At 67.9% G+C, this 21,280-nt stretch carries 17 protein-coding genes and 1 riboswitch; of the genes, 12 read left to right on the forward strand and 5 right to left on the reverse strand.

The features are described 5' to 3' along the window. Window positions 1-93 precede the first annotated feature (93 nt). Complete coding sequence (locus LDO13_RS16540) at window positions 94-2,001, reverse strand: DEAD/DEAH box helicase (protein WP_224047761.1); 1,908 nt, start codon at window positions 1,999-2,001, stop codon at window positions 94-96. Window positions 2,002-2,331: 330 nt separating this feature from the next. Beyond that, window positions 2,332-2,637, reverse strand: coding sequence for a hypothetical protein (locus tag LDO13_RS16545; protein WP_224047762.1), 306 nt, complete (start codon window positions 2,635-2,637; stop codon window positions 2,332-2,334). Between the two features lie 242 nt (window positions 2,638-2,879). Here LDO13_RS16545 and LDO13_RS16550 point away from each other — a divergent pair, with 242 nt between their 5' ends. From LDO13_RS16550 to LDO13_RS16560, 3 genes are all read left to right on the forward strand, one after another. After that, a complete protein-coding gene (locus LDO13_RS16550) occupies window positions 2,880-3,542 on the forward strand; it encodes a class I SAM-dependent methyltransferase (RefSeq protein WP_224047763.1) in 663 nt (220 codons plus the stop codon). A 249-nt stretch (window positions 3,543-3,791) separates the two neighbouring features. Continuing rightward, the gene (locus LDO13_RS16555) at window positions 3,792-4,013 is read left to right on the forward strand and encodes a CsbD family protein (RefSeq protein WP_224047764.1); all 222 of its coding nucleotides are present in this window, start codon (window positions 3,792-3,794) and stop codon (window positions 4,011-4,013) included. 438 nt (window positions 4,014-4,451) lie between these two features. Next, complete coding sequence (locus LDO13_RS16560) at window positions 4,452-5,936, forward strand: amino acid permease (RefSeq protein WP_224047765.1); 1,485 nt, start codon at window positions 4,452-4,454, stop codon at window positions 5,934-5,936. A gap of 147 nt (window positions 5,937-6,083) precedes the next feature. Here the strand turns inward: LDO13_RS16560 and LDO13_RS16565 are convergent, their stop codons facing one another. Continuing rightward, window positions 6,084-7,532, reverse strand: a complete 1,449-nt coding sequence (locus tag LDO13_RS16565; protein ID WP_224047766.1) for an MFS transporter — start codon at window positions 7,530-7,532, stop codon at window positions 6,084-6,086. A gap of 157 nt (window positions 7,533-7,689) precedes the next feature. Between LDO13_RS16565 and lhgO the strand changes: the two genes are divergently transcribed. Further along, window positions 7,690-8,949, forward strand: a complete 1,260-nt coding sequence (gene lhgO, locus LDO13_RS16570; RefSeq protein WP_224047767.1) for an L-2-hydroxyglutarate oxidase — start codon at window positions 7,690-7,692, stop codon at window positions 8,947-8,949. On the opposite strand, the gene LDO13_RS16575 is transcribed toward lhgO, so the two are convergent. Together LDO13_RS16575 and LDO13_RS16580 are read right to left on the reverse strand one after the other, a co-directional pair. Further along, the gene (locus LDO13_RS16575; RefSeq protein WP_224049820.1) at window positions 8,913-10,145 is read right to left on the reverse strand and encodes an MFS transporter; all 1,233 of its coding nucleotides are present in this window, start codon (window positions 10,143-10,145) and stop codon (window positions 8,913-8,915) included. The two genes, lhgO and LDO13_RS16575, sit on opposite strands and share 37 nt — an antisense overlap. Before the next feature lie 146 nt (window positions 10,146-10,291). Next, window positions 10,292-10,909 (reverse strand): class I SAM-dependent methyltransferase, encoded by a 618-nt coding sequence (locus tag LDO13_RS16580; protein ID WP_224047768.1) that lies wholly within the window; start codon window positions 10,907-10,909, stop codon window positions 10,292-10,294. A gap of 85 nt (window positions 10,910-10,994) precedes the next feature. Here LDO13_RS16580 and trmB point away from each other — a divergent pair, with 85 nt between their 5' ends. The 8 genes from trmB to LDO13_RS16620 all read left to right on the forward strand — a co-directional run bounded on the left by trmB (window position 10,995) and on the right by LDO13_RS16620 (window position 21,201). Next, window positions 10,995-11,918, forward strand: coding sequence for a tRNA (guanosine(46)-N7)-methyltransferase TrmB (gene trmB, locus LDO13_RS16585; protein WP_224047769.1), 924 nt, complete (start codon window positions 10,995-10,997; stop codon window positions 11,916-11,918). A gap of 195 nt (window positions 11,919-12,113) precedes the next feature. Further along, window positions 12,114-12,920, forward strand: coding sequence for a DUF1206 domain-containing protein (locus LDO13_RS16590; RefSeq protein ID WP_224047770.1), 807 nt, complete (start codon window positions 12,114-12,116; stop codon window positions 12,918-12,920). 158 nt (window positions 12,921-13,078) lie between these two features. After that, a riboswitch (SAM riboswitch) is annotated at window positions 13,079-13,166 on the forward strand. Window positions 13,167-13,268: 102 nt separating this feature from the next. Further along, window positions 13,269-14,930: an ABC transporter substrate-binding protein gene (locus tag LDO13_RS16595; protein WP_224047771.1), complete on the forward strand. Its 1,662-nt coding sequence runs from the start codon at window positions 13,269-13,271 to the stop codon at window positions 14,928-14,930. 6 nt (window positions 14,931-14,936) lie between these two features. Beyond that, window positions 14,937-15,896, forward strand: a complete 960-nt coding sequence (locus tag LDO13_RS16600) for an ABC transporter permease (RefSeq protein WP_224047772.1) — start codon at window positions 14,937-14,939, stop codon at window positions 15,894-15,896. An 18-nt stretch (window positions 15,897-15,914) separates the two neighbouring features. Continuing rightward, window positions 15,915-16,811, forward strand: a complete 897-nt coding sequence (locus LDO13_RS16605) for an ABC transporter permease (protein WP_224047773.1) — start codon at window positions 15,915-15,917, stop codon at window positions 16,809-16,811. 11 nt (window positions 16,812-16,822) lie between these two features. Beyond that, complete coding sequence (locus tag LDO13_RS16610; protein ID WP_224047774.1) at window positions 16,823-18,490, forward strand: ABC transporter ATP-binding protein; 1,668 nt, start codon at window positions 16,823-16,825, stop codon at window positions 18,488-18,490. 33 nt (window positions 18,491-18,523) lie between these two features. Further along, window positions 18,524-19,774 (forward strand): acyl-CoA dehydrogenase family protein, encoded by a 1,251-nt coding sequence (locus LDO13_RS16615; RefSeq protein ID WP_224047775.1) that lies wholly within the window; start codon window positions 18,524-18,526, stop codon window positions 19,772-19,774. Beyond that, on the forward strand, window positions 19,774-21,201 hold the full coding sequence (locus LDO13_RS16620) for an NtaA/DmoA family FMN-dependent monooxygenase (protein ID WP_224047776.1): 1,428 nt from the start codon (window positions 19,774-19,776) through the stop codon (window positions 21,199-21,201). Before LDO13_RS16615 ends, LDO13_RS16620 begins: the two co-directional genes overlap by 1 nt. Window positions 21,202-21,280 lie beyond the last annotated feature (79 nt).

Raw genomic sequence — 21,280 nt, forward strand, 5'->3', positions numbered from 1 at the left:
TCGCTGCGGTTTCAGACTGGCGCTACGCTTTCGGACGGACGCTGCGGGAATCCCCGTAGCGTCCGTCCGTTTGCGTAGCGAAAAACCGAAATCCTAGCGGCTGCGGCGTTCGTTCGACGCCGGGGCCGACGCGCGGCGGGGGCCGCCGCTGCGTGCCGGACGGCCTTCGCCGGAGCGGCCGTTGCCGCCGCCTGCGTAGGATCCGCCCGAGGTGCCACCGGTGTTGGAGGACCAGACAGCCGCGTTGCCGCCGGCGTTGCCGGACTTGGCGCCGGCAGCTGCACGCTGGCCCGTTGCCGGGCGTCCGCCGCGCTGGCCGCCGGTTGCGCCACCCGTGCGGGGAGCGCCACCGGTGCGCGGGGCTCCGCTGCGGGGTGCTCCGCTGCGGGGAGCCGAAGCACCCCGGGCGTCGCTGCGTCCTTCGGCTGCGCGGCCGTCGGAACCGCGGCCGGCCGAGGCGCGGCCGCCTGCAGACGGAACATCGTTGCGGTGGGTGCCGTACGACGTCGAGCGGGCGCGGGCGCTGCGGCGCTCGGCGCGCTCGGCATCCATCCGGTCCTCGTTCCGCTCGATGACACGCTCGGCGGCGTTGCGCGCAGCAGCCTGGCCTTCGTAGGCCACGGCACGGCGCTCGGCACGGGGAAGATCGGTACGGGGAGCCTCGGCTCCGACGCGTCCGCGTCCGCCACGGCCACCACGGCCACCCGCGGTGGGTGCAGCCTGGGTGGTGCGGCGGGCGCGCTTGCGCTCGGCGTTGGCACCGGTGGAGCTGCCGCCGCCCTGGTTGGACTTGGCGGCCAGCAGTGCAGCGCGGGTGCGCGGATCGATCTTGTCGGCCATTTCGCCCACCAGTTCTGCAACCAGCGGCGAGTTGGCGGTGACGCGTTCGAAGTTGACCTCGACGCCGGCAGCCTTCATGAGCTTCTTGACGTCGGACTGCTGCTCCGGCAGGGTCAGCGTGACCACGGTGCCGTCGGAGCCGGCGCGGGCGGTACGGCCCGAGCGGTGCAGGTACGCCTTGTGCTCCGTGGGCGGATCCACGTGAATAACCAGCTCGACGTCGTCGACGTGGACGCCGCGGGCGGCGACGTCGGTGGCGACCAGGACACGGACCTCGCCCGAGGAGAACTCGGCCAGGTTCCGGTCACGGGCGTTCTGCGACAGGTTGCCGTGCAGGTCGACGGCGGGGATGCCGGCGTCGGTCAGGGTCTTGGCGAGCTTGCGGGCGTGGTGCTTGGTGCGCAGGAAGAGCACCCGGCGGCCGGCACCCGAGGCGAGCTCGACGATCAGCTGCTTCTTGACGGTCTGGTCGTTGACGACGAGGACGTGGTGCTCCATGGTGGTCACCGCGGCCTGCGACTCATCCACTGCGTGGGTGAGCGGGTTGGACAGGTAGCGCTGGACGATCTTGTCCACGCCGTTGTCCAGGGTGGCGGAGAAGAGCAGTCGCTGGCCCTGGCTGGGGGTCATGTCCATGAGCTTCTTGACCACCGGGAGGAAGCCGAGGTCGGCCATGTGGTCGGCCTCGTCCAGCACGGTGATCTCGACGCCTTCGAGGGTCAGGATGCGCTGGCGGATCAGGTCCTCCAGGCGGCCCGGGCAGGCGATGACGATGTCGACGCCGGCGCGCAGCGCCTTTTCCTGGCGGGCCTGGGAAATGCCGCCGTAGATCACGGTGGTGTTCAGGCCCATGGCCTTGGCCATCGGCTCGATGGTGGCGTTGATCTGGGTGGCCAGTTCACGGGTCGGCGCGAGGACCAGGCCCATCGGGCGGCCGGGCTTGCGGAAGTGCTTGGCTTCCCGCTCAGCGAGTCGTGCTACAAGCGGAATCGCGAAAGCAATGGTCTTGCCGGAACCGGTGCGGCCGCGGCCCAGGACGTCGCGTCCGGCCAGGGTGTCCGGCAGGGTCTTGACCTGGATGGGGAACGGTTCCACGATCCCCTGGGCGGTAAGGGTGTCGGCGAGGGCCTTGGGCGTGCCGAGGGCAGCAAAAGTAGTCATAAGTTTCAAAGGTCTTTCAGGCGGTATCCGTGCGGATATCGGCCCCCGGTGCCGGTTGGCCCAGGGGTTCGCCGAAGAAAAGTCAGGTGATCAACCGGGCTGCTACCAACCTTGCGGCAGTAGCGGCCGGGACCAAATAGAACGCGTTCATCGACGCAGGATGTGCCTCTCACATGAAAAAGTCCCACTCCCTGAAACGGAATCCGGAACGAATCCAGCAGGGGAACCGGTTGATGAACCGGACCGATCATTCAAGACCAAAGTGGGCATCACTGCACATCAAGTTCCTTCAGTCTATCATCCGGCGAGGCCAGGACCGCTTTCGCCCGCTCAGGGCACCAGTGCAGGGGCTTGGAACAGCGGGACGTGCGACGCCGGCCGCACGGCCTCCGGGGCCCGCTCCGGCGGCAGCGCGGACGGCTCACTTCCGGCCGCGGCACCGAACGTCGCCGCGATGGCGCGGCCGGCGGCCGGGACCGCTACCCGCACGATGACCAGGGCCTCGGCGTCGATCAGCCGCCGGGTGCCCGTCCGCTCGTCCAGGATCCAGAACAGGTCCGTGGCTGCCACCGTCCTGATCACCTTGCCCCGGTGGAAGAGCCTGCCGTTATGCCACGCTTCAATCTCGTCCCCCACCGAAAGCTCCCCACACGATTGAATCTGTTGCGAAACCTCTGCAGTCATGGCCTGTCCCCTCCCCGGATCCGGATTCACCCCAGCGTCATTCCGCTCTCCGGCTCCAGCCTCCACCACCAAGGTTTCGACGGCGTTTCCATGCGGTGATTTTCTTGTGTCGCCCAGCCGTTGGTTCCACCGGCGGTGTTCCCCTGCCATGATGTGGAAATCGACCCACCACCCCACGACCGGCGAGGACAGCGATGACGGAGCACGATCACCCCGCGGAGGGCAGCAACACCAGCGCGGCCGAGGTGTGGGACGAAAAGTACCGGAGCCGGAGCAGGATCTGGAGCGGCGAACCGAACCCCCAGCTGATCGCCGAGGCCGCGCCCCTTCCGCCCGGGACGGCCCTTGACCTGGGCTGCGGCGAGGGGGCGGACGCCATCTGGCTCGCCAGCCGCGGCTGGAAGGTCACCGCCGTCGACGTCTCCGCCGTTGCGCTGGAGCGGGCGGACGCGCATGCGCAGGAACGCGGCCAGAGCGGGAACATCACGTGGCTGCGGCAGGATCTCGCCACCTGGGTGCCCGGGGAACTCTTCGACCTGGTCACGGCCCAGTTCCTGCATTCCACGGTGATGCCCTGGCAGCAGGCCCTGCAGCTGGCCGCCGCCGCGGTTCGGACCGGCGGGACGCTGCTGATTGTGGGCCACCACCCCGAGGGGCTGCCGCCGTGGGGGCAGCACCACCATGCGCCGGAGAAGTTCTACACGGCCGAGCAGCTGGCGCGCGAGCTGGGCATTGAGGCGCCGGAGTGGCGGCTCGACGTCGTGGACACGCGGCACCGCAGCGCCACCGGGCCCGACGGCGAAGCTGCCGCCCTGACCGACGCCGTCCTGCGCGCCACCCGCCTCGCCGCCCGCTGAGCGGGCCCGGCAGCACCCCATCCGCCGTCGACGTCGCCGGTTACGTGCTGGGTCGCCGGAAGGACCCGGCGATCTCGCGTGTCCCGGGCGCCGGGGGCTCGACCGGTTGCCGGGGCCATCCGTTTCCCGCCAGGTTCGAATAACCTCCGTTACCCGATCCAAGGTTTTCGGAGCTGACCGGACCGCCAAGGCCGGGTCGGCCAGCAAAACCGCTACGGCAGTCATCACCGGAAGGGCAGAATCTTGGCAATGGACAAGGTCAACTGCACGGTCATCAACCACCTCGGCGCGGCGAAGGAAGGCACCGGGAGGCTCACCGGTAACGAAGATCTCAAGCGCGAAGGCCAGCATGACCAGGCCAAGGCCAAGCTGCAGGAGGCCGGCGACAGGGCGAAGCGCGCGGCGGCGGACATCGGAGAAAACGTCCAGGACGTCGCCCGCAAGCTCAAGCAGGGCTTCAGCAAGGACTAGGTTGCGCCCCGGGGTCGGCCGTCGACCTCGCGTGCCCGGCCTGGCGGCTTCAGATATGACATGGGACACGGGACGACAAGTGGGGCGCGGATAGTCGACACTTGTCGAAGGTCAGTACGGCGCGCACACCCGCTCCGCAGGACCGGCCGGACCGGCGGCGGCAGGCTGGCGCCGGCGTCGAAAATTCCCGGATTCGCGGCGGGGCGGGCCTTTTCCCCGCACGGCCGTTGCGGCTTACGCGACCCCCGCAGGCCCCGCCCCGGGACGCACGACGGCGGCGGCCCGCCGGACGGCGGCGCCGCGGGGACCCCGGAATGCCGCCCGTACGCTTAATTCACACGACAAAGTGTTACCTCCGTCACACCTTCGATGGATCCGTGCGGGCCTCCGGCGGAATGCTCTCCGCCCGCGGCCCGCCTGTAACAAGGAAGAAGCCTAATGTCTGAACGCACCACCACGGCTGTCCCGAACATCGCTCCAGAGTCCTCCCCCAGCAGCCAAGGCCAGGAACCGCACCTCGCCCGCGCCCTGGGCAACCGCCACATCCAGCTGCTGGCCATCGGCGGCGCAATCGGCACCGGACTGTTCATGGGCTCCGGCAAAACCATCTCACTGGCCGGCCCATCCGTCATCTTCGTCTACATGATCATCGGCTTCATGCTGTTCTTCGTCATGCGGGCCATGGGCGAGATCCTGCTCTCCAACCTGAACTACAAGTCCTTCAGCGACTTCGCCGGCGATCTCCTGGGCCCCTGGGCGGGCTTCTTCACGGGCTGGTCCTACTGGTTCTTCTGGGTGGTGACCGGCGTGGCCGACATCGTCGCGATCGCCGGTTATGTGGACAAGCTCGCGCCCGGCACACCCCTCTGGATCCCGGCCCTGATCACTCCTGTTGTCCTGATCCTGCTGAACCTCCCCACCGTCAAGGCCTTTGGCGAAGCCGAATTCTGGTTCGCCATCATCAAGGTGGTGGCCATCCTGGCGCTGATCGGCACCGGCATCGTTATGATCGCCACGAACTTCACCTCCCCCAACGGCGCAGTGGCGAACCTGGCCAACATGTGGAACGACGGCGGCATGTTCCCGCACGGCATGTTCGGCTTCATCCTCGGCTTCCAGATCGCCATCTTCGCCTTCGCCGGCATCGAGCTCGTGGGCACCGCGGCAGCAGAAACCAAAGACCCCGAGAAGAACCTGCCGCGCGCCATCAACTCCATCCCCATCCGCGTCCTGCTGTTCTACGTGGGTGCCCTGGTGGTCATCATGGCGGTCAACCCGTGGCGCACCATCGATGCCGCCGGCAGCCCCTTCATCGGCATGTTCACCCTGGCCGGCCTCGGCATCGCCGCCGTGGTCATCAACCTGGTGGTCCTCACCTCCGCTGCCTCCAGCGCCAACTCAGGCATCTACTCCACCTCGCGCATGGTCTACGGCCTGGCCCAGGACGGCAACGCCCCGAAGGCCTTCGGCAAGCTGAGCATCCGCAAGGTTCCGCAAAACGCCCTGCTGTTTTCCTGCATCTTCCTGCTGGCCGGGCTGATCCTGCTCTACTCGGGCGACTCCGTGATCGGCGCGTTCACCGTGGTCACCTCGGTGGCCTCCGTGCTCACCATGTTCGTCTGGTCCATGATCCTGATCAGCTACATCGTGTTCCGCCGCCGCCGTCCCGAGCTGCACGCGGCTTCGAAGTTCAAGATGCCGGGCTCGGGCTTCATGCCGTACGTGGTGCTCGCCTTCTTCGGCTTCATGCTGGTAGCGCTTGGCCAGGCCGACGACACCCGGCTCGCCCTGCTGGTCGCGCCGCTCTGGTTCCTGATGCTGGGCGCGGCCTGGTACTTCAACCGCCAGACGCCGCTGCAGCAGGCCCGGATCGCGGAATGGAAAGCAGTCCGCGACGCCGCGTCAGTGCCCGCAGCAAGCTAGGCATCACCCGCCTTCGGGGCCGAAAGGCACCGGGCAAGGAGCTCCGGCCGGAACCACCGGCCGGAGCTCCGTTGCTTTAACACCGGCCTTTACACGGGCGCTTCACGTCGCCTCACCGCTGGGAACGCAGCGGATGCGGCGCCCGCGCTACGCGCGCCGGGAAACCCGCGGGGCGACCACGACGGCGGCGACGCCGATCAGCGCCGTCAGGGCGAAGACGCCGCCGAAGGACGCCGCCGTCGTCGTGAACGCGGCAAAAATGATTCCCGTCGTGGCGAGCGACAGCGCCCCGCCGAGCGAATCGGAAATGGACATGGCCGAGCTGTTGAAGCCCTCGTTGTCCCTGTTGGACAGGGCCAGGGTCATGACGCTCAGCCGTGCGTACATCACGCCCATACCGCCACCCGCGACCACCCACGCGGCAATCGCGACGGCGGCCGGCCAGCCCAGGAGCGTGGTCGCGAGCACCAGGACGACGGCGGCGAGGACCATGGCCGCGCCGGTTCGCACCGCGCGGCGGTGGTCCAGGCGCGACCCGAGCCGTCCCTGCACAGCGGAGCCCGCGGCCCACGAGACGGCTCCGCCCGTGAGCGCCAATCCGGCGAAGGTGGGCGAGAAGGAGTATCGCTCCACCAGCAGGTACGGGAGGTAGACCTCGGCGCCGAAGAACGCCGCTGAAGCCAGGCCGCGGGTCAGGATGACGCTGGGGAGCCCGCGGCGGGCCGTCAGCGTGCCCCGCGGCACCAGCGGGCGGACGGCGATGAGGGCCACGGCGACGGCGGCCACGGCCACGACTCCGCCCGCCACCGGCAGCCGGGACGAGAGGTTGAGTCCGAGCACGGCGAGCGCCGCGAGGGCGGCCCAGGCCAGCCGGCCGTAGCCCGCGGCCTTCCGCGGGGAAGGGGTGGACATGTCCCCCGGGGCGGCGCCCTCCGCAGCCCTTGGGTCGGGCGTTCCCCCGTCGGGCGTTCCGCGCAGCCCTCGCAGGGCGGGCACGATCATCAGCAGGGCCGGAACGACCAGGCCCACGACGCCGAGGAAGACCCAGTGCCAGCTGAGCATTTGCGCCACGATGCCGGCGGCGAAGGGTCCCACCAGCGAGGGAATCACCCACGCCGCGGAAAACGCGGCGAAGATCTTCGGGTGCAGCACGGGCGGATAGACCCGGGCGATCACCACATACAGCGCCACGGTCATGGCGCCGCCGCCCAGGCCCTGGACCAGCCGGCCCGCCACGAGGACAGGCATGGCCGACGCTGTTCCGGCGATCAGCAGGCCCAGCACGAACATGGCCACGGACGCGTACAGAGGCCCCACCGGGCCGCGCCGGTCAGACCAGTTGCCGGCGGCCACCATGCCGATGACGCCGGTGGCGAGCGGGCCGGCGAACGCCAAGGCGTAAAAGGCGGCCCCATCCAGCTCACGGCTGACCAGCGGCATGATCGTGGTCACCGCCAGTGATTCGAAGGCGGCCAGGAACACGAGGGCACAAGCGCCCAGGGTCACCAGCAGGTATTCGCGGTGGAAGATGCCGGCTGATTCCAGGGTCGGGGCTGGTGTGATGCGGGGCAAGGTCAAGGCCTGATCGATAGTCATGGAATGTTGGCTCAAGGGGAAGCATGCCACAGCCGGCGGGACTGGCGCACGACCGCTCCGGCCCACCCCAACAAACCGCGGCGCAGGGAGCCCAGCGGCGACGCGGCAGCCGCGGTCTATACTCGCGTGAAGACCGCGGCGACAAGGACACAATGACGTGACTGAACGAATCGGAATCATCGGTGGCGGGATTGTTGGCATCGCGCTGGCACGCGCCCTCGCCCTGGCCGGGACCGGCGACGTCACGGTCTTTGAGAAGGAGCACCGCCTGGCCGCCCACCAGACCGGGCACAACTCCGGTGTCGTGCATGCGGGCCTCTACTACGCCGAGGGATCGCTGAAAGCGCGGCTGTGTGTTGCCGGACGCGCCGCCCTGCGGGACTTCTGCCTGCAGAAGAACCTTCCGTACCGGGAAGTCGGCAAGCTGGTGGTCGCCGTCGACGAGACCGAACTGCCCGCCTTGGCCGAAATTGAGCGGCGGTCCCGGGCGAACGGCGTGCCCGGCCTGGCCAGGCTCAACGGCGCCGCCCGGCTGCAGGAGATCGAACCGCACGTCGCGGGGGTAGCTGCGGTCCACTCGCCGCACACCGCCGTCGTGGATTTCGCGGCAATTACCGAAGCGATGGCCCAGGACGTCCGGGCGGCCGGCGGCACCATCCTGCTCGGGCAGCAGGTGGTGGCGATGGCTGTTGAAGGCAGCACTGTGCGGGTACGAACTGCCGGGTCCGAGCACGTCTTCGACCGGGTGATCGCCTGCGCCGGCCTGCAGTCCGACGTCGTGGCGCGCCTGGTGGGCGCCGACCCCTCACCGAAAATCCTCCCGTTCCGGGGCGAATACTGGTCACTCAACCCGGCACGGAACCACCTGGTGCGGGGCATGGTCTACCCGGTGCCGGACCCCCGGTTCCCGTTCCTCGGCGTGCACTTCACCCGCGGCGTGTACGACGACGTCCACGTGGGTCCCAACGCCGTCCCGGCACTCGCCCGCGAGGGCTACGGCTGGCGCTCGGTCTCGGTGAAGGACTCCTGGGATTCGTTGAGGTGGCCCGGGGCCGGCCCGCTAGCGAAAAAGCACTGGCGGATGGGCGTCGACGAGATCAGCGCGTCACTCTTCAAACCGGCCTACTACCGCAAGGCGCGGCGCTTCATCCCCGAGCTCACCATGGCGGACCTGACGGCGAAGACAGCCTCGGGCGTCCGCGCCCAGGCCTGGGGCCGCGACGGATCGCTGCTGGACGACTTCGCCGTGGACCAGGTGGGGCCGGTGACGCTGCTGAGGAACGCGCCGTCCCCGGCCGCAACGTCCTGCCTGGCCATTGCTGACTACCTCGTCGACCAGTACCTGAAGGCCCGGGCGCCGCTGAGTCCAACTGCCGGGCGTCAGCCGCCGACGAAGCGGTTCCGCCCCGCGCGGTAGCCGAACACCGCGGCCAGCGATCCGACGGCGAGGAAGAGCACCCCGGCCGCCGCGAAGGACCCCGTGGCCTGGTGCAGTTGGCCCACCAGCAGGGTGCCGGTGGAGCCCACCCCGTAGCCGACGCCCTGCATCATGCCGGACAGGTGCGCGGCGGTGTGCCCGTCCCGGGTGCGGACCATGATCATGGTGAGCGCGACGGCGGTCAGGCTGCCCTGGCCGAGGCCCAGCAGCCCGGTCCACAGCCAGATGAGCTCCAGCGGACCGAAGATGCTCAGTGCGAAGCCGCCGCCGGTCATCAGCGCCACCACGGTGTTGATGCCGCGCTGGTCCCGGAAACGGGTGGCCAGCGCCGGGGCAAACAGGGACCCCAACATCTGCAGCACGATCGAGACAGAGACAATCAGCCCGGCCGTGCCGCCGTCCACGCCGCGTTCGCGCAGGATCGGTGCCAGCCAGGCGAAAACGCTGAAGGACATCATCGCCTGCAGCACCATAAAGATGGTCACCTGCCAGGCAATCCCCGAGCGCCAAACATTCACGCCGCCGCGCGACAGGCGCTGGCGGCCATGGCGCTGCCGGATGGCCACCGGCACGAACAGCAGGAGAACGACGCCGGCGGGCAACGCCCAGAACCGCAGCGCCGCAGTCCACTCCCCTGTCGCGCTGAAGACCGGGTAAGTGAACCCTGCGCCGAGGGCCGCTGAGGCGCAGATCGCCGTGGTGTAGAGGCCGCCCATCAGGCCGAGCCGGTGCGGGAAGTCGCGCTTCACCAGGCCGGGCAGCAGCACATTGCAGAGCGAGATCGCGGCGCCGCAGGCTGCCGTTCCGGCCAGCAGGGCGGGGAGATGGCCGGCGCCTCCGGCCTCCAAGGGCCGCAGCAGCAGCCCGGCGGTGAGGACCGCCATCGCACCCAGCAGGACGCGCTCGGCCCCGAAACGGCGCGCCAGGACGGGAGCCAGCGGGGCGAACACCCCGAGCAGCGTCACCGGCACGGTGGTGAGGACCACTACCGCCCAGCCGGGCAGCCCGGCGTCGGCCGTCACCTCCGGAAGAACCGCAGAGAAACTGGAGAACACGGTGCGGAGGTTCAGCCCGATCAACACCAGGCACACGCCCAGGTAGGCCAGGGCGCGGCGGCTGGCGACCCGGGTGGGTTCCGCGGCCGGGACGTCGTCGATTTCGGCGTCCACCAGCATGCCCCGGCCGTCCTCGATGTCGAGGCCGCCGACGGTGGAGTCCTGGGAGTTCTTCGGTGCAGTCACGGACCCATTCTGGCAGGCCGCTCGCCGCAGGCGTTGTCAACAGCGCTGGCCTTGGCAGCAGCGCCCCGCCGGCGCCCCCTTCAGTTCCGGCTGAGGATCAGGTAGCGTTCGTCGCTGATTTCCTTTCCCCACAGCGCCGGGTCCGTCAGCGGCACGACGTCGGCGTGGTGGCGGTGCCGGAGGACCAGTTCCCGGCACTCGTTCGAGGGGATGCCAGCCCCGGTGCCCCACATCCCTTCCACCAGGACCAGCGTTCCGGGTCCGCGCAGGAGCCGCGTCCACCGGCCAAGCGCGGCGTCCGGGTCCGGGAGTGCCCACAGCACGTGACGGGCCAGGACGACGTCGAAGCCCGCCTGCGCGTACGGCGGCGCCGAGGCATCACCCTGCAGGAATTCAACGGCAGCCGGAAGCCGGCCGCCGGCCGCTTCCGCCGCTCCGGCGGCCTTGGCCCGCGCCGCGTCCACCATCCGGGCGGACAGGTCCAGGCCCCGGACGCGGTGTCCGGCCCCGGCGAGCAGCATGGACAGGCTGCCGGTCCCGCAGCCCAAATCCGCCACGTCGCTGCCGGGCAACGGGATGAGCGGCAGGATCAGGTCCGCCCAGGCCCGGCGGACGCCCGGATCCAGCAGGCCGTGGTCGGCTTCCCGGTCGAAGTCCGCCGCCTGCCCGTCCCAGTATTCGCGTATTGCGTCGTTCATGCGGACAGTCTGCCACGGACCCCGGACAGGAACGCGTGCCACGGTCCCACCGGCCCGACGCCGGAACTCCACTATTCTGGAAGGGATGAGTGAAACCCCAGAATCCCCCGAAACGCCGCAGCCACCGCGCCCCGTGACCCCCGGCAGCCAGGCCTCCTTCGGCACGTACGGCGGCCGCCCGGTCAGCTTCGTGCGCCGCGGCACCAGGCTGCAGGGCCGCCGGCAGGTTGCGTGGGAGGAACATTCGGACCGGTGGGCCGTCGACGTCCCCCGGCACATCGCCAACACCTCCGTACACCCGGACTACGTCTTCGACGCCGAAGCCGAGTTCGGCCGCAAGGCGCCGCTGATCGTGGAGATCGGCTCCGGGCTCGGCGACGCCGTCTGCCACGCCGCGGAGGAGAACCCGGACACGGATTTCCTTGCCGTGGAGGTCTACACGCCGGGGCTGGCCAACACCCTGATCAAGATCAACAGCCGCGGCCTGAGCAACGTCCGGGTCGTGGAGGCGAACGCCCCCGAGGTGCTCGCCACCATGCTGCCGGCCGGTTCCGTGACGGAGCTCTGGGTCTTCTTCCCGGACCCCTGGCACAAGTCCCGGCACCACAAGCGCCGCCTCATCCAGCCGGCCTTCGCCGAACTGGCCTCACGGGCCCTCAAGCCCGGCGGCCTCTGGCGTATCGCGACGGACTGGTCCAACTACGCCGTGCACGTCCGGGAAGTCCTGGCCGGCTCCCCCGACTTCGAGAACCTGCACGACGGCGAGCGCAGCGGCTCCGAGAGCCCCCTCACCAAGGTGTGGGAATCCGGCGTCGAGTCCCTTGTGGGCGGCGCCCCCGTCAAGGAGGGCCGCGCGCCTGTGAGCACAGAACACACCGGCCCGAACGAGGGCACCGACGAGACGGGCGGCTGGGCTCCGCGGTTCGACGGCCGGATCCTGACGAGTTTCGAGAACAAAGCGCACGAGGCGGGCCGGCTGATCTTTGACCTGAGCTACCGGCGCCGGTAGCCCGGGAAAAGGCCGCCGCCAGCCGACGGGCCGGCCTTTCGGGTCCGCCGAGGCGGTGCCTGCCAAAGTCCGGATTCCCGGGTGCTGTTCGTGGGCGGCTCGGCGTGGCACGATTGCGGAAGATGCAAGAACCGGGCCGGCCAGAGGCCCGGCAGAACCACCGAGCCAGTTGAGGAACCCGCCATCAAAAAAGAAATGAAAACCGCTGCGGACGCTGCGGAAGACATCACGAATTCCCGTGCGCTGGAGCTCGTGGCCCGTGCCGGTTTCGCCGTGAGCGGCGTCCTGCACTTCCTCATCGGCCTGGTCGCAATCCGGCTGGCCATGGGTGGGGAAGGCAAGGCCGACGTCAGCGGCGCGGTCCAGCAGCTCGCCAGCCAGCCGGCCGGCCCGCTGTTGCTGTGGACTTCATTTGCGGCCTGCGTTGCCCTCGCCATCTGGCAGACCAGTGACGCCATTTTCGATTTCGAGCACCTGCCGGCCAAAAAGAAACTGGCCAAGAAGCTCAAAGCCGCGCTGCAGGCCGTCGTCTACGCCGGGCTGGCCATCACGCTGTTCTCGTTCGCCAACGGCGCCGGGTCTGACCAAAGCAGCTCCACGAGCGATCTCACGGCGTCCGTGATGAAAGCCCCCGGCGGCTACGTCCTCCTGCTCGCCATCGGGGCGGCCGTGGGAATCACGGGAATCGTGTACGCCATCAGGGGCTTCCGCCAGTCATTCGCCAAATACCTCCGCCTTCCGGCCTCGCAAAAAGCGCGGACGGCGGTGACGGTCCTGGGCGTCGTGGGCTATGCGGCCAAAGGGATCGCCCTGCTGCTCGTGGGACTCCTGGTCATCATTGCCACCGTCAAAGTGCACCCCGAGGAGTCAACCGGGATCGACGGCGGGTTGAAGGCCCTCCGCGACCAGCCCTTCGGCGTGTACATGCTGGCCGCCGTCGGCGTGGGCCTGATCTGCTACGGCATCTTCATGATGGTGCGGGCGAAACTCGCAAAAATGTAACGCCACATTCCGGACGCCCACGGGAAACCGGGCGTTTGTGATCGTTTGTTGCAGAACGTGTCGTAATTATTGGGAAATCGAAGATTCTGCAGGAAAGTAGGTGTTGCCTCCACCGGAAACGGTCGGGGCAACAAAAAACGTCCTTCTGAACGAATTACCAACCATCCAGATCGGCTGAGAGACCTGGCTCGATGACGCCGTAGCAACCACCTTCGGGCACGGTGCTAATGCCAGGACCGATGGATATTGCCACGATCCCAAGTTCCCACCAACCTGCGCCCTGCGGCGGCCGGCGTGTGTGGGGCCTGCGGTTCTGGAGTTCCTCGGTCATGACCGAGAGGATCCCCGATGGATACCAATGAATCACGCACGGCAACGACGAACGCGAAGGCAAAACGCCGCGCGCTGCGTTTGCTGACCCTGATGGGGGCGGCGGCCCTGGCCCTGAGCGCCTGCGGCGCCAACCCGGCCGGATCCGCGGCCTCGCAGGTCCAGGATGGAACTCCGGTGCAGGGCGGAACGTTCGTCTTCGCCGAGGTCACCCCGATCAACAACTTCCAGACCCAGGCGGCGCGCTTCTACGAAAAAGCGAACGTCCTCAACAGCGTGCTGGACCGGCTGACCTATTTCGATGCCAAGAAGGGCGAGCTTGTCCCCTGGATCGCCAGCAAGTTCACCGCGAGCGAGGACCAGACAAAGTTCACCTTCACGATCCGCCCGGGAGTGACCTTCAGCGATGGAACACCGCTGGACGCCAAGGCTGTCCAGGCCAACTTCGAGGCCCTGGGCAAGGGCATCGAGGGCGCGAAGATCCAGCCGAACGTTGATTTCTCCACCTACCAGTCCTCCCGGGTCATCGGCGAGGACCAGGTGGAAGTAACACTGTCCTCCCCCGACGCCAACTTCCTGCGCGCCACGTCCTCCGTCACCGCCGGACTCGTTTCGCCGAAGACCCTCACCCTGGACAACGCCGGCCAGTCGGCCATCGCGAAGATCTCCGGTTCCGGTCCCTTCACCTTCGAATCAGAGAAGGCCGACGAGGAAATCGTCCTGGCTAAGCGTTCCGACTACGCCTGGGCCCCGGAAGGTGCCGCCAACCAGGGCGCCGCCTATCTGGACAAGGTCGTCGTGAAGTACCTGCCGGAAGTGGCGCACCGTGCGGGCGCTGTGCAGACCGGCCAGGTTGACTTGGTCCGCGGCCTGCAGCCGGCCGACGAAACCGCCCTGGCCGGGAGCGGCAACCAGGTCCTGCCGGCCAAGGGCATTGACCTGACCGCAAACATGGCAGCCGTGCGGATCGGCAGCGGCAAACTCGCGGACGCGAAGGTCCGCCAGGCACTGCAGCTGGGCATCGACCGGCCGACGCTTAAGGACACGGTGCTCTCCGACAGCTACGAACTCGCCGGCTCCGTGCTGAACCGTGAAGCGCCTGACTTCACTGATTTCTCCGCCGATTTGGCCTACAACCCGGAGAAGTCGAAGAGCCTGCTGGAGGAGGCCGGCTGGGCGGTTGGCTCCGACGGCATCCGCGCCAAGGACGGCCAGAAGCTCGAGGTCACCGTCACGTCGTCGAACAACTCCGTGGTCATCAAACCCGCTTTCGAACTGATCGAGCAGCAGTGGCGCAAGATCGGCGTGAAGCTGGTCAACCGCGCGGCAGACAACGCCTTCCTGGCGACCGCGATGAAGGATCCCAACGTGGAATTCTTTGGCACCCGGCAGTTCGCCTACGGCGGCCTGGGCCCGGTCTTCGGCCCGGTCACCAATACCCAGACGTTGAACGCGGACCAGCAGCTCAATGAGCTCTTTGCCACGGAACGCGCCGCCGCCAGCCCGGCAGCGCACAAGCAGCTGGTCGCCGAAGAGCAGCGCGCGCTGGTTGTCGACCAGGCGTTGGCCCTCGTGCTCTGGGACGAAGTCCAGGTTTACGGCGCCAACGCGAAGGCGCATGTCGACTTCACCTCCGGTACCGCGCCGGTCTTCCAGGGTGCCTGGAAGACCGGCAAGTAGGTCGTTATGGGCCCCTACTTTGCGCGGCGCCTCGGGCAGGCACTGCTTGTCATCTGGCTGGCGTACACGCTCGTCTTCCTGGCAGTCCAGCTGCTGCCCAGCGATCCGGTCACGATCTTCCTCTCGGCGGACGCTGCGGCGGACCAGGCAACGATCGATGCCATGAAGGCCCAATACGGCTACGACCAGCCGCTGCTGGTGCAGTACTTCAGCCAGCTTGGGCAGCTGCTCGGTGGAGACGTGGGGTATTCCCTGGCCTCCGGGCAGTCGGTGGCGACCCGCATCGGCGCGGTGGCCGGGTCCACCCTGGCGCTGGCCTCCAGCGCCTTCGTGTTGGCCGTCGTCCTCGCGGTGGCCCTCGTGGCCTCGGCCACGCTGAGCCGCTCGGCGGCGCTGAAGCGATTCATCACCAATCTCCCGCCGCTGTTCGCAGCGGTTCCGGTGTTCTGGCTCGGACTCGTGCTGCTGCAGCTGCTGTCCATCCAGCTCGGGGTGATGTCCCTTTTCCCGGACGGCTCCTTTGCGTCGCTGGCAGTTCCCGTCCTGGTCCTGGCCCTTCACGTTTCCGCCCCGATCGCGCAGGTACTGCTCAAGAGCATCACCCACGTCTATGAGCAGCCTTTTGTCGACGTGCTGCGGGCGAAGGGCGCATCCCCCGCGTGGATCTTCTACCGCCACGCCCTGAAGAATGCCGCGGGTCCGGCAATGACCATTGCCGGCATCACGGTCGGGACGCTGCTTGCCGGTTCCGTCATCACGGAGACCGTTTTCGCCCGCTCCGGCCTGGGCTCGGTGGTCCTTCAGGCCGTCACAGGCCAGGATGTCCCGCTGGTCCAGGGTCTGGTCCTCCTGACGGCGTCGGCGTTCGTTGCAGTGAACCTGATCGTCGACCTGCTGTATCCGCTGCTGGATCCCCGCATCCTCAAGAGCAGTGCCCACGGCTCGCCAAAAGCACTGGCTGCCTGAGACGGAACGGAGAACCTTGTGAGTATCGAGCTACTACAAACAGATCCTGGCCCCGAGCTGGCGCTGCCGCCGGCCGGCGGCGGCGCCGTCCGTGGCCAGGAAGGGCGCCAAGGAAGCATCCTGCGCTCGGCGGGCCTGTGGCTGACCGTCATTCCGCTGCTGATCGTTCTGGGGTGGGCCTTCCTGCCGGGCCTGTTCAGTGCTTTCGACCCCATCAGTGGCATTCCGAAGCAGAAATTCCAGCCGCCAAGTGCCGGGCACTGGTTCGGCACCGACCACTTGGGCCGGGACGTCTACACGAGGGTCGTCTACGGCACCTCGCAGACCCTGCTCACCGCAGGACTCGCTGTCCTGATCGGTTTCGTGGCGGGAACGGCGTTGGGCCTCTTTGCCGCGACGGCGGGGAGGGCCGCCGATGCGGGCACCATGCGCCTCGTGGACGTGCTTTTGGCGGTGCCCGGATTCCTGATCTCCCTGATCATCGTGACGGCGTTCGCCCCGGGACCGATCTCGCTCGGTGTGGGTGTGGGCATCGCCTCGATTGCCTCGTTCGCCCGCGTGGTGCGCTCGGAAGTCCTGCGCGTCCGCAACCTGGACTACGTCGAGGCCGCTTTCCTCAACGGGGGATCCTACCGGTCCGTCGTCTGGAAGCATGTCCTGCCGAACTCATGCGGCCCGGTCCTCGCTCTGCTGGCCGTCGACCTTGGCGCTGCCATTCTCGCAATTTCCGGGCTTGGCTTCCTCGGCTTCGGCGCACCTCCCCCCACCCCGGAATGGGGCCTGCTGATCTCCGAGGGTCGGCAGTACCTCGCCGGCGCGTGGTGGATGACAAGCCTCCCCGGCCTGGTCATCGTGCTGACGGTGGTGTTGTTGGCCGGTCTCGGACGCCAGCTTCTCAAGATCTTCCGGTTCTAGTGAGGAGCCCCATGACTCTCAACGCAGTAAAACCCATCACCGAGCCCGGGCCGCTACTTGAGGTGCGCGGACTGCAGGTCCAATACGGCCGCGGTCCAGGGGCCGTCGTGGCCGCGGATTCACTCGACCTGGTCCTCAAGCCGGGTGAAATCGTCGCCGTCGTTGGCGAATCCGGTTCCGGCAAGAGCACGCTGGCCAAATCGCTCATCGGCCTTCTCCCCAAAGCCGGAGGGATCTCTGCCGGAACCATTGTGTTCGACGGCATTGAGCTGACCGCGCTTTCCGAACGCGCCATGGAGAAAGTCCGTGGCCGCAAGATCGGCATGGTTCCGCAGGATCCCGGCGGTTCGCTGGACCCGGTCAAGACGGTCGGATCCCAAGTGGCCGAGGTCTTCCGGCTGCACCCGGAGGAAGGCAAGCGCTCCAGGAGCGAGATCCGGGCGGAGGTCATCCGGCTTTTCGAGCTGGTGGGCATCGACCGGCCGGCGGAACGGCTGAAACAGTACCCCCACGAACTCTCCGGCGGACTCAAGCAGCGGGTCCTGATCGCAATCGCTTTCAGCCTGGGACCGAAGCTGCTGATTGCCGATGAGCCGACGTCGGCGCTGGACGTCACGGTGCAGCGGCGGGTGCTCGAGGTCTTCAGCAGGCTGGCGCGGGACCACGGGACGTCCGTCATCTTTGTGACCCACGATCTGGCCGTCGCCACCGATCTGGCCGACCGGATCGTGGTGATGCGGCAGGGCAGGATCCTTGAAGACCGTACGGTCACCGACATCCTGGCGCAGCCGGAGGACGACTACACGCTCAGGCTGCTCCGGGAGGCCTCTCCGGCCGCGCCGAAAACCGACCAAGGCGCAGCGGTTACGGCCCGCGAGGAGCCCGTTGCGGCGATCGAAGTCCGCGGACTCACCAAGATCTTCGGCAAGGGCGAGACTGAACACCGCGCCGTGGATGACGTCAGTTTTGCGGTGCGCCAGGGAACCACCTTCGCTCTGGTCGGCGAGTCCGGGTCGGGCAAGTCCACCACGGCCCGCATGATCATGCGGCTGCTGGACCCTACGTCAGGCACCGTGGAGGTCCACGGGAACGATGTCACGTCAATCCAGGGCAAAGACAAGCGGGAGCTGTGGCGCTCCCTGCAGCTGGTGTACCAGAATCCGGATTCGGCGCTCGACCCGAGGCTCACCGTACGGGACATCGTCGCCGAGCCCCTGGTGAATTTCCGTGTCGGGTCGCGGCTGGAACGTCGTGCCCGGGTTGCCGAACTCCTTGACCAGGTGAACCTCCCCGCCCGGGTCGCCGGCAGCCGGACCAAGGAGCTGTCCGGCGGCCAGCGCCAGCGCGTGGCGATCGCCCGGGCCCTCGCCCTGGGCGCCCGCACCATCGTGCTGGACGAGGCCCTCTCCGCCCTGGACGTCCTGACGCAGGCCCAGATCCTGGTTCTGCTCGAAGACCTGCAACGCGACCTGGGACTGTCCTACCTGTTCATTTCCCACGACCTGCACGTTGTTGAACGCTTCGCCCATGACGTCGGCGTGATGAGCCGGGGCCAGCTGCGCGAAGTCGGCCCGACTGCGCAGGTCTTCTCCACCCCGCAAAGCGAATACACCCGCCTGTTGCTCGATTCGAACCCCGGCCACCGGCTGCGCGAACTCGTCGCGGCGACCGGCAACTAAGAACGTCAGTACCCCTTCAACGTTAGGAACATGATGACTGTCTCGATAGAAGTAAGAGAACTCAGCGAGGAGGCCCGCTACGCTGCGCTGTCCGCGCGCTTCCAGGATGTCTTCGCGCGGATCGCAGAAGGCGCCCTGGAACGCGAGTCCAACCGCGTCCTGCCGTTCGAGCCCGTCGCCTGGCTGAAGGAAAGCGGCTTCACCACCATCCGTGTCCCCGCCGAGCACGGCGGGGAGCCCGTCAGCTACGAGCACCTGAGCCGGCTGCTGATCGAACTCGCCGCCGCGGACTCCAACGTTTCACACCTGTTGCGATCGCACTTCTCGTTCGTGGAAACGATTGCCCTGCAGCCGGTCGAGTTCCGTAACCGCTGGTTTCCGCGGGTCCTCGCCGGGGAGATCTTCGGCAACGCTGCGACGGAACGCTCCGGCAACGCGCTGGGCACCACCCAGACCAAGCTTCGCGAGGAAGGGGGCCGCTGGCTGCTGAAGGGCGAAAAGTACTACACAACCGGCAGCATCTTCGCCGACTGGGTCGTGGTCATGGCGAGCACGGAGGGCCGCGAGGGCCGCCAGTACGCTTTGGTCCGGGTGGACGACCCCAAAGTCACGATCCTTGACGACTGGGACGGGTTCGGGCAGCCGCTCACCGGCACCGGAACGGCCATCTTTGAGGACGTGGAGGTCGACGCCGGGGACATCATCCAGCGCAAGGTCACCAGCACGCTGGAACCGGCTTTCTTCCAGCTCGTACTGTTGGCCGTGCTCGTCGGAATCGGCCAGGCGGCGCTTCGCGACGCCAGCACGCTGGTCCGCGACCGCACCCGCACCTTCAATACCGGGTCAGGTTCGCTGTTCCGGAACGATCCGCTGATCCAGGAACGCGTTGGCCAGATCGCCGCCGGCGTGTACGCCGCCCGGTCCATCGTGGTGGCGGCCGCACGCGATCTGGATGCTGCCGTCGACGCTTCCCTCGGACTTGATGCGGACGCCGCCTTCGTCCGGGCCGAGCTCGGAGTGCAGCAGGCCCATGTGACGGTCCCCGGCCTGGTCCTGGCCGCTGCCAATGAGCTGTTCGATGTCACGGGCGCTTCGTCGACCAGCCGGGGCAAGGGCCTTGACCGGCACTGGCGCAACGCCCGCACGGTAGCCACCCACAACCCGGCGGTGTTCAAGGCGCGGTCCGTCGGCGACTATCACATCAACGGAACCATTCCCACGGGCCTCCACAGCATCGGAGATGCGGTTCAGGCAACCCAGCACATCCAGGGGAGTGATTCCTGATGGGAACCTTTGACGAACGTCCCCGGCTGCTCCTGAGCGCCTTCGTGATGAACACGACCACTCACATCCTGGGCGGTCAATGGCGGCATCCGGAGGCGCAGCAGCACCGCTTCAACGAGCTGCAGCTGTGGGTCGACCTGGCCCGCGAGCTGGAGGACGCAAAGTTCGATGCGATGTTCTTCGCCGACGTAGTGGGGCTGTACGGTGACCACGAGGGCGGCTGGGCCTCGCTGGTGGAGCGGGGGCTGCAGGTCCCCTCGAACGATCCGTTAGTACTCTGCTCCGCGCTGGCCGCCGTGACCAAGGATATTGGCCTCGCCATGACGAGCTCGGTGATCCAGTCGGATCCGTTCCAGCTGGCCCGTCAGCTGTCGACACTTGACCACATTTCCAATGGCCGTGTCGCCTGGAACATCGTTACCAGCGTGCTGGAGAACGCCCACCGGAACTTCGGCAACGCCGGGCTCACTCCGCACGACGACCGGTACGACTGGGCCGAGGAATACACCGAGGCTGCCTACAAGCTCTGGGAGGGTTCCTGGGACGACGACGCGCTGCTGGCCGACAAGGTCCGCGGCATCCACGCGGACCCGGCCAAGGTCCACAAAATCAACCACCGGGGGTCCCGTTACTCCATTGACGGTCCGCACCTGGTCGCGCCCAGCCCGCAGCGCACCCCCTTCCTGTTCCAGGCGGGGAGCTCCTCCCGCGGCAAGAAATTCGCCGCAGAGAACGCGGAGGCAACCTTCCTCTTTGCGCCCAACGTTGACTACGTCAAGAAGCAGACTGCCTCGATCCGGGCCCTCGAGGCCGCGGCAGGCCGGGCCGCCGGCGACGTCAAGATCTTCGGCGGACTGTCCTTCGTGATCGGCGGCACCGAAGCAGAGGTCGCCCGCAAGCAGGCCGAATACGACGACTACCTGGACCTCCACACGATCATCGCGCATATCGGCGGCGGGATCGGCGTCGATTTCGGTGGTCTCCCGCTCGATACCCCGCTGGGCGAGATCGAGACCGAGGGTGCCCAGGGCGTTCTTCAGGCGGCCATCGCGTCCGTGCCCGGCGGCAAGCCGACCATTGGTGACTTGGCGCGATACCGGGCCAAGGCCCAGCAGATCGCCGGTACGCCGGAACAGATCGTGGACGAACTGGAACGGTGGCAGGATGCCGGGATCGATGGTGTGAACATCATCAACCAGATCATCCCCGGGTCCTACACCGACTTCATCCAGGGCGTGCTGCCCGAGTTGCAGCGCCGGGGCCTGGCCCAGACGGAGTACGCGCCGGGCACCCTGCGCGAGAAGGTTTTCGGCCGTGGCCCGAAGCTCGAGCCGACCCACCCCGCAACCCGGTACCGCGGTGCCTTCAGCGATCTGTCGGCAGCAGCAACGGTGAAGGCGGACGGCCTGGCTCCGCTGCGGGCTTAGCCTGCACTGAGGGAGCGGATGGCGGCGGCCACGATCGTGTGGTCGCCGCCGTCGTATTCCTGGTGGGGTTCGCAGTGCT

Source organism: Arthrobacter sp. NicSoilB4, from assembly GCF_019977335.1.
Lineage (GTDB): Bacteria > Actinomycetota > Actinomycetes > Actinomycetales > Micrococcaceae > Arthrobacter.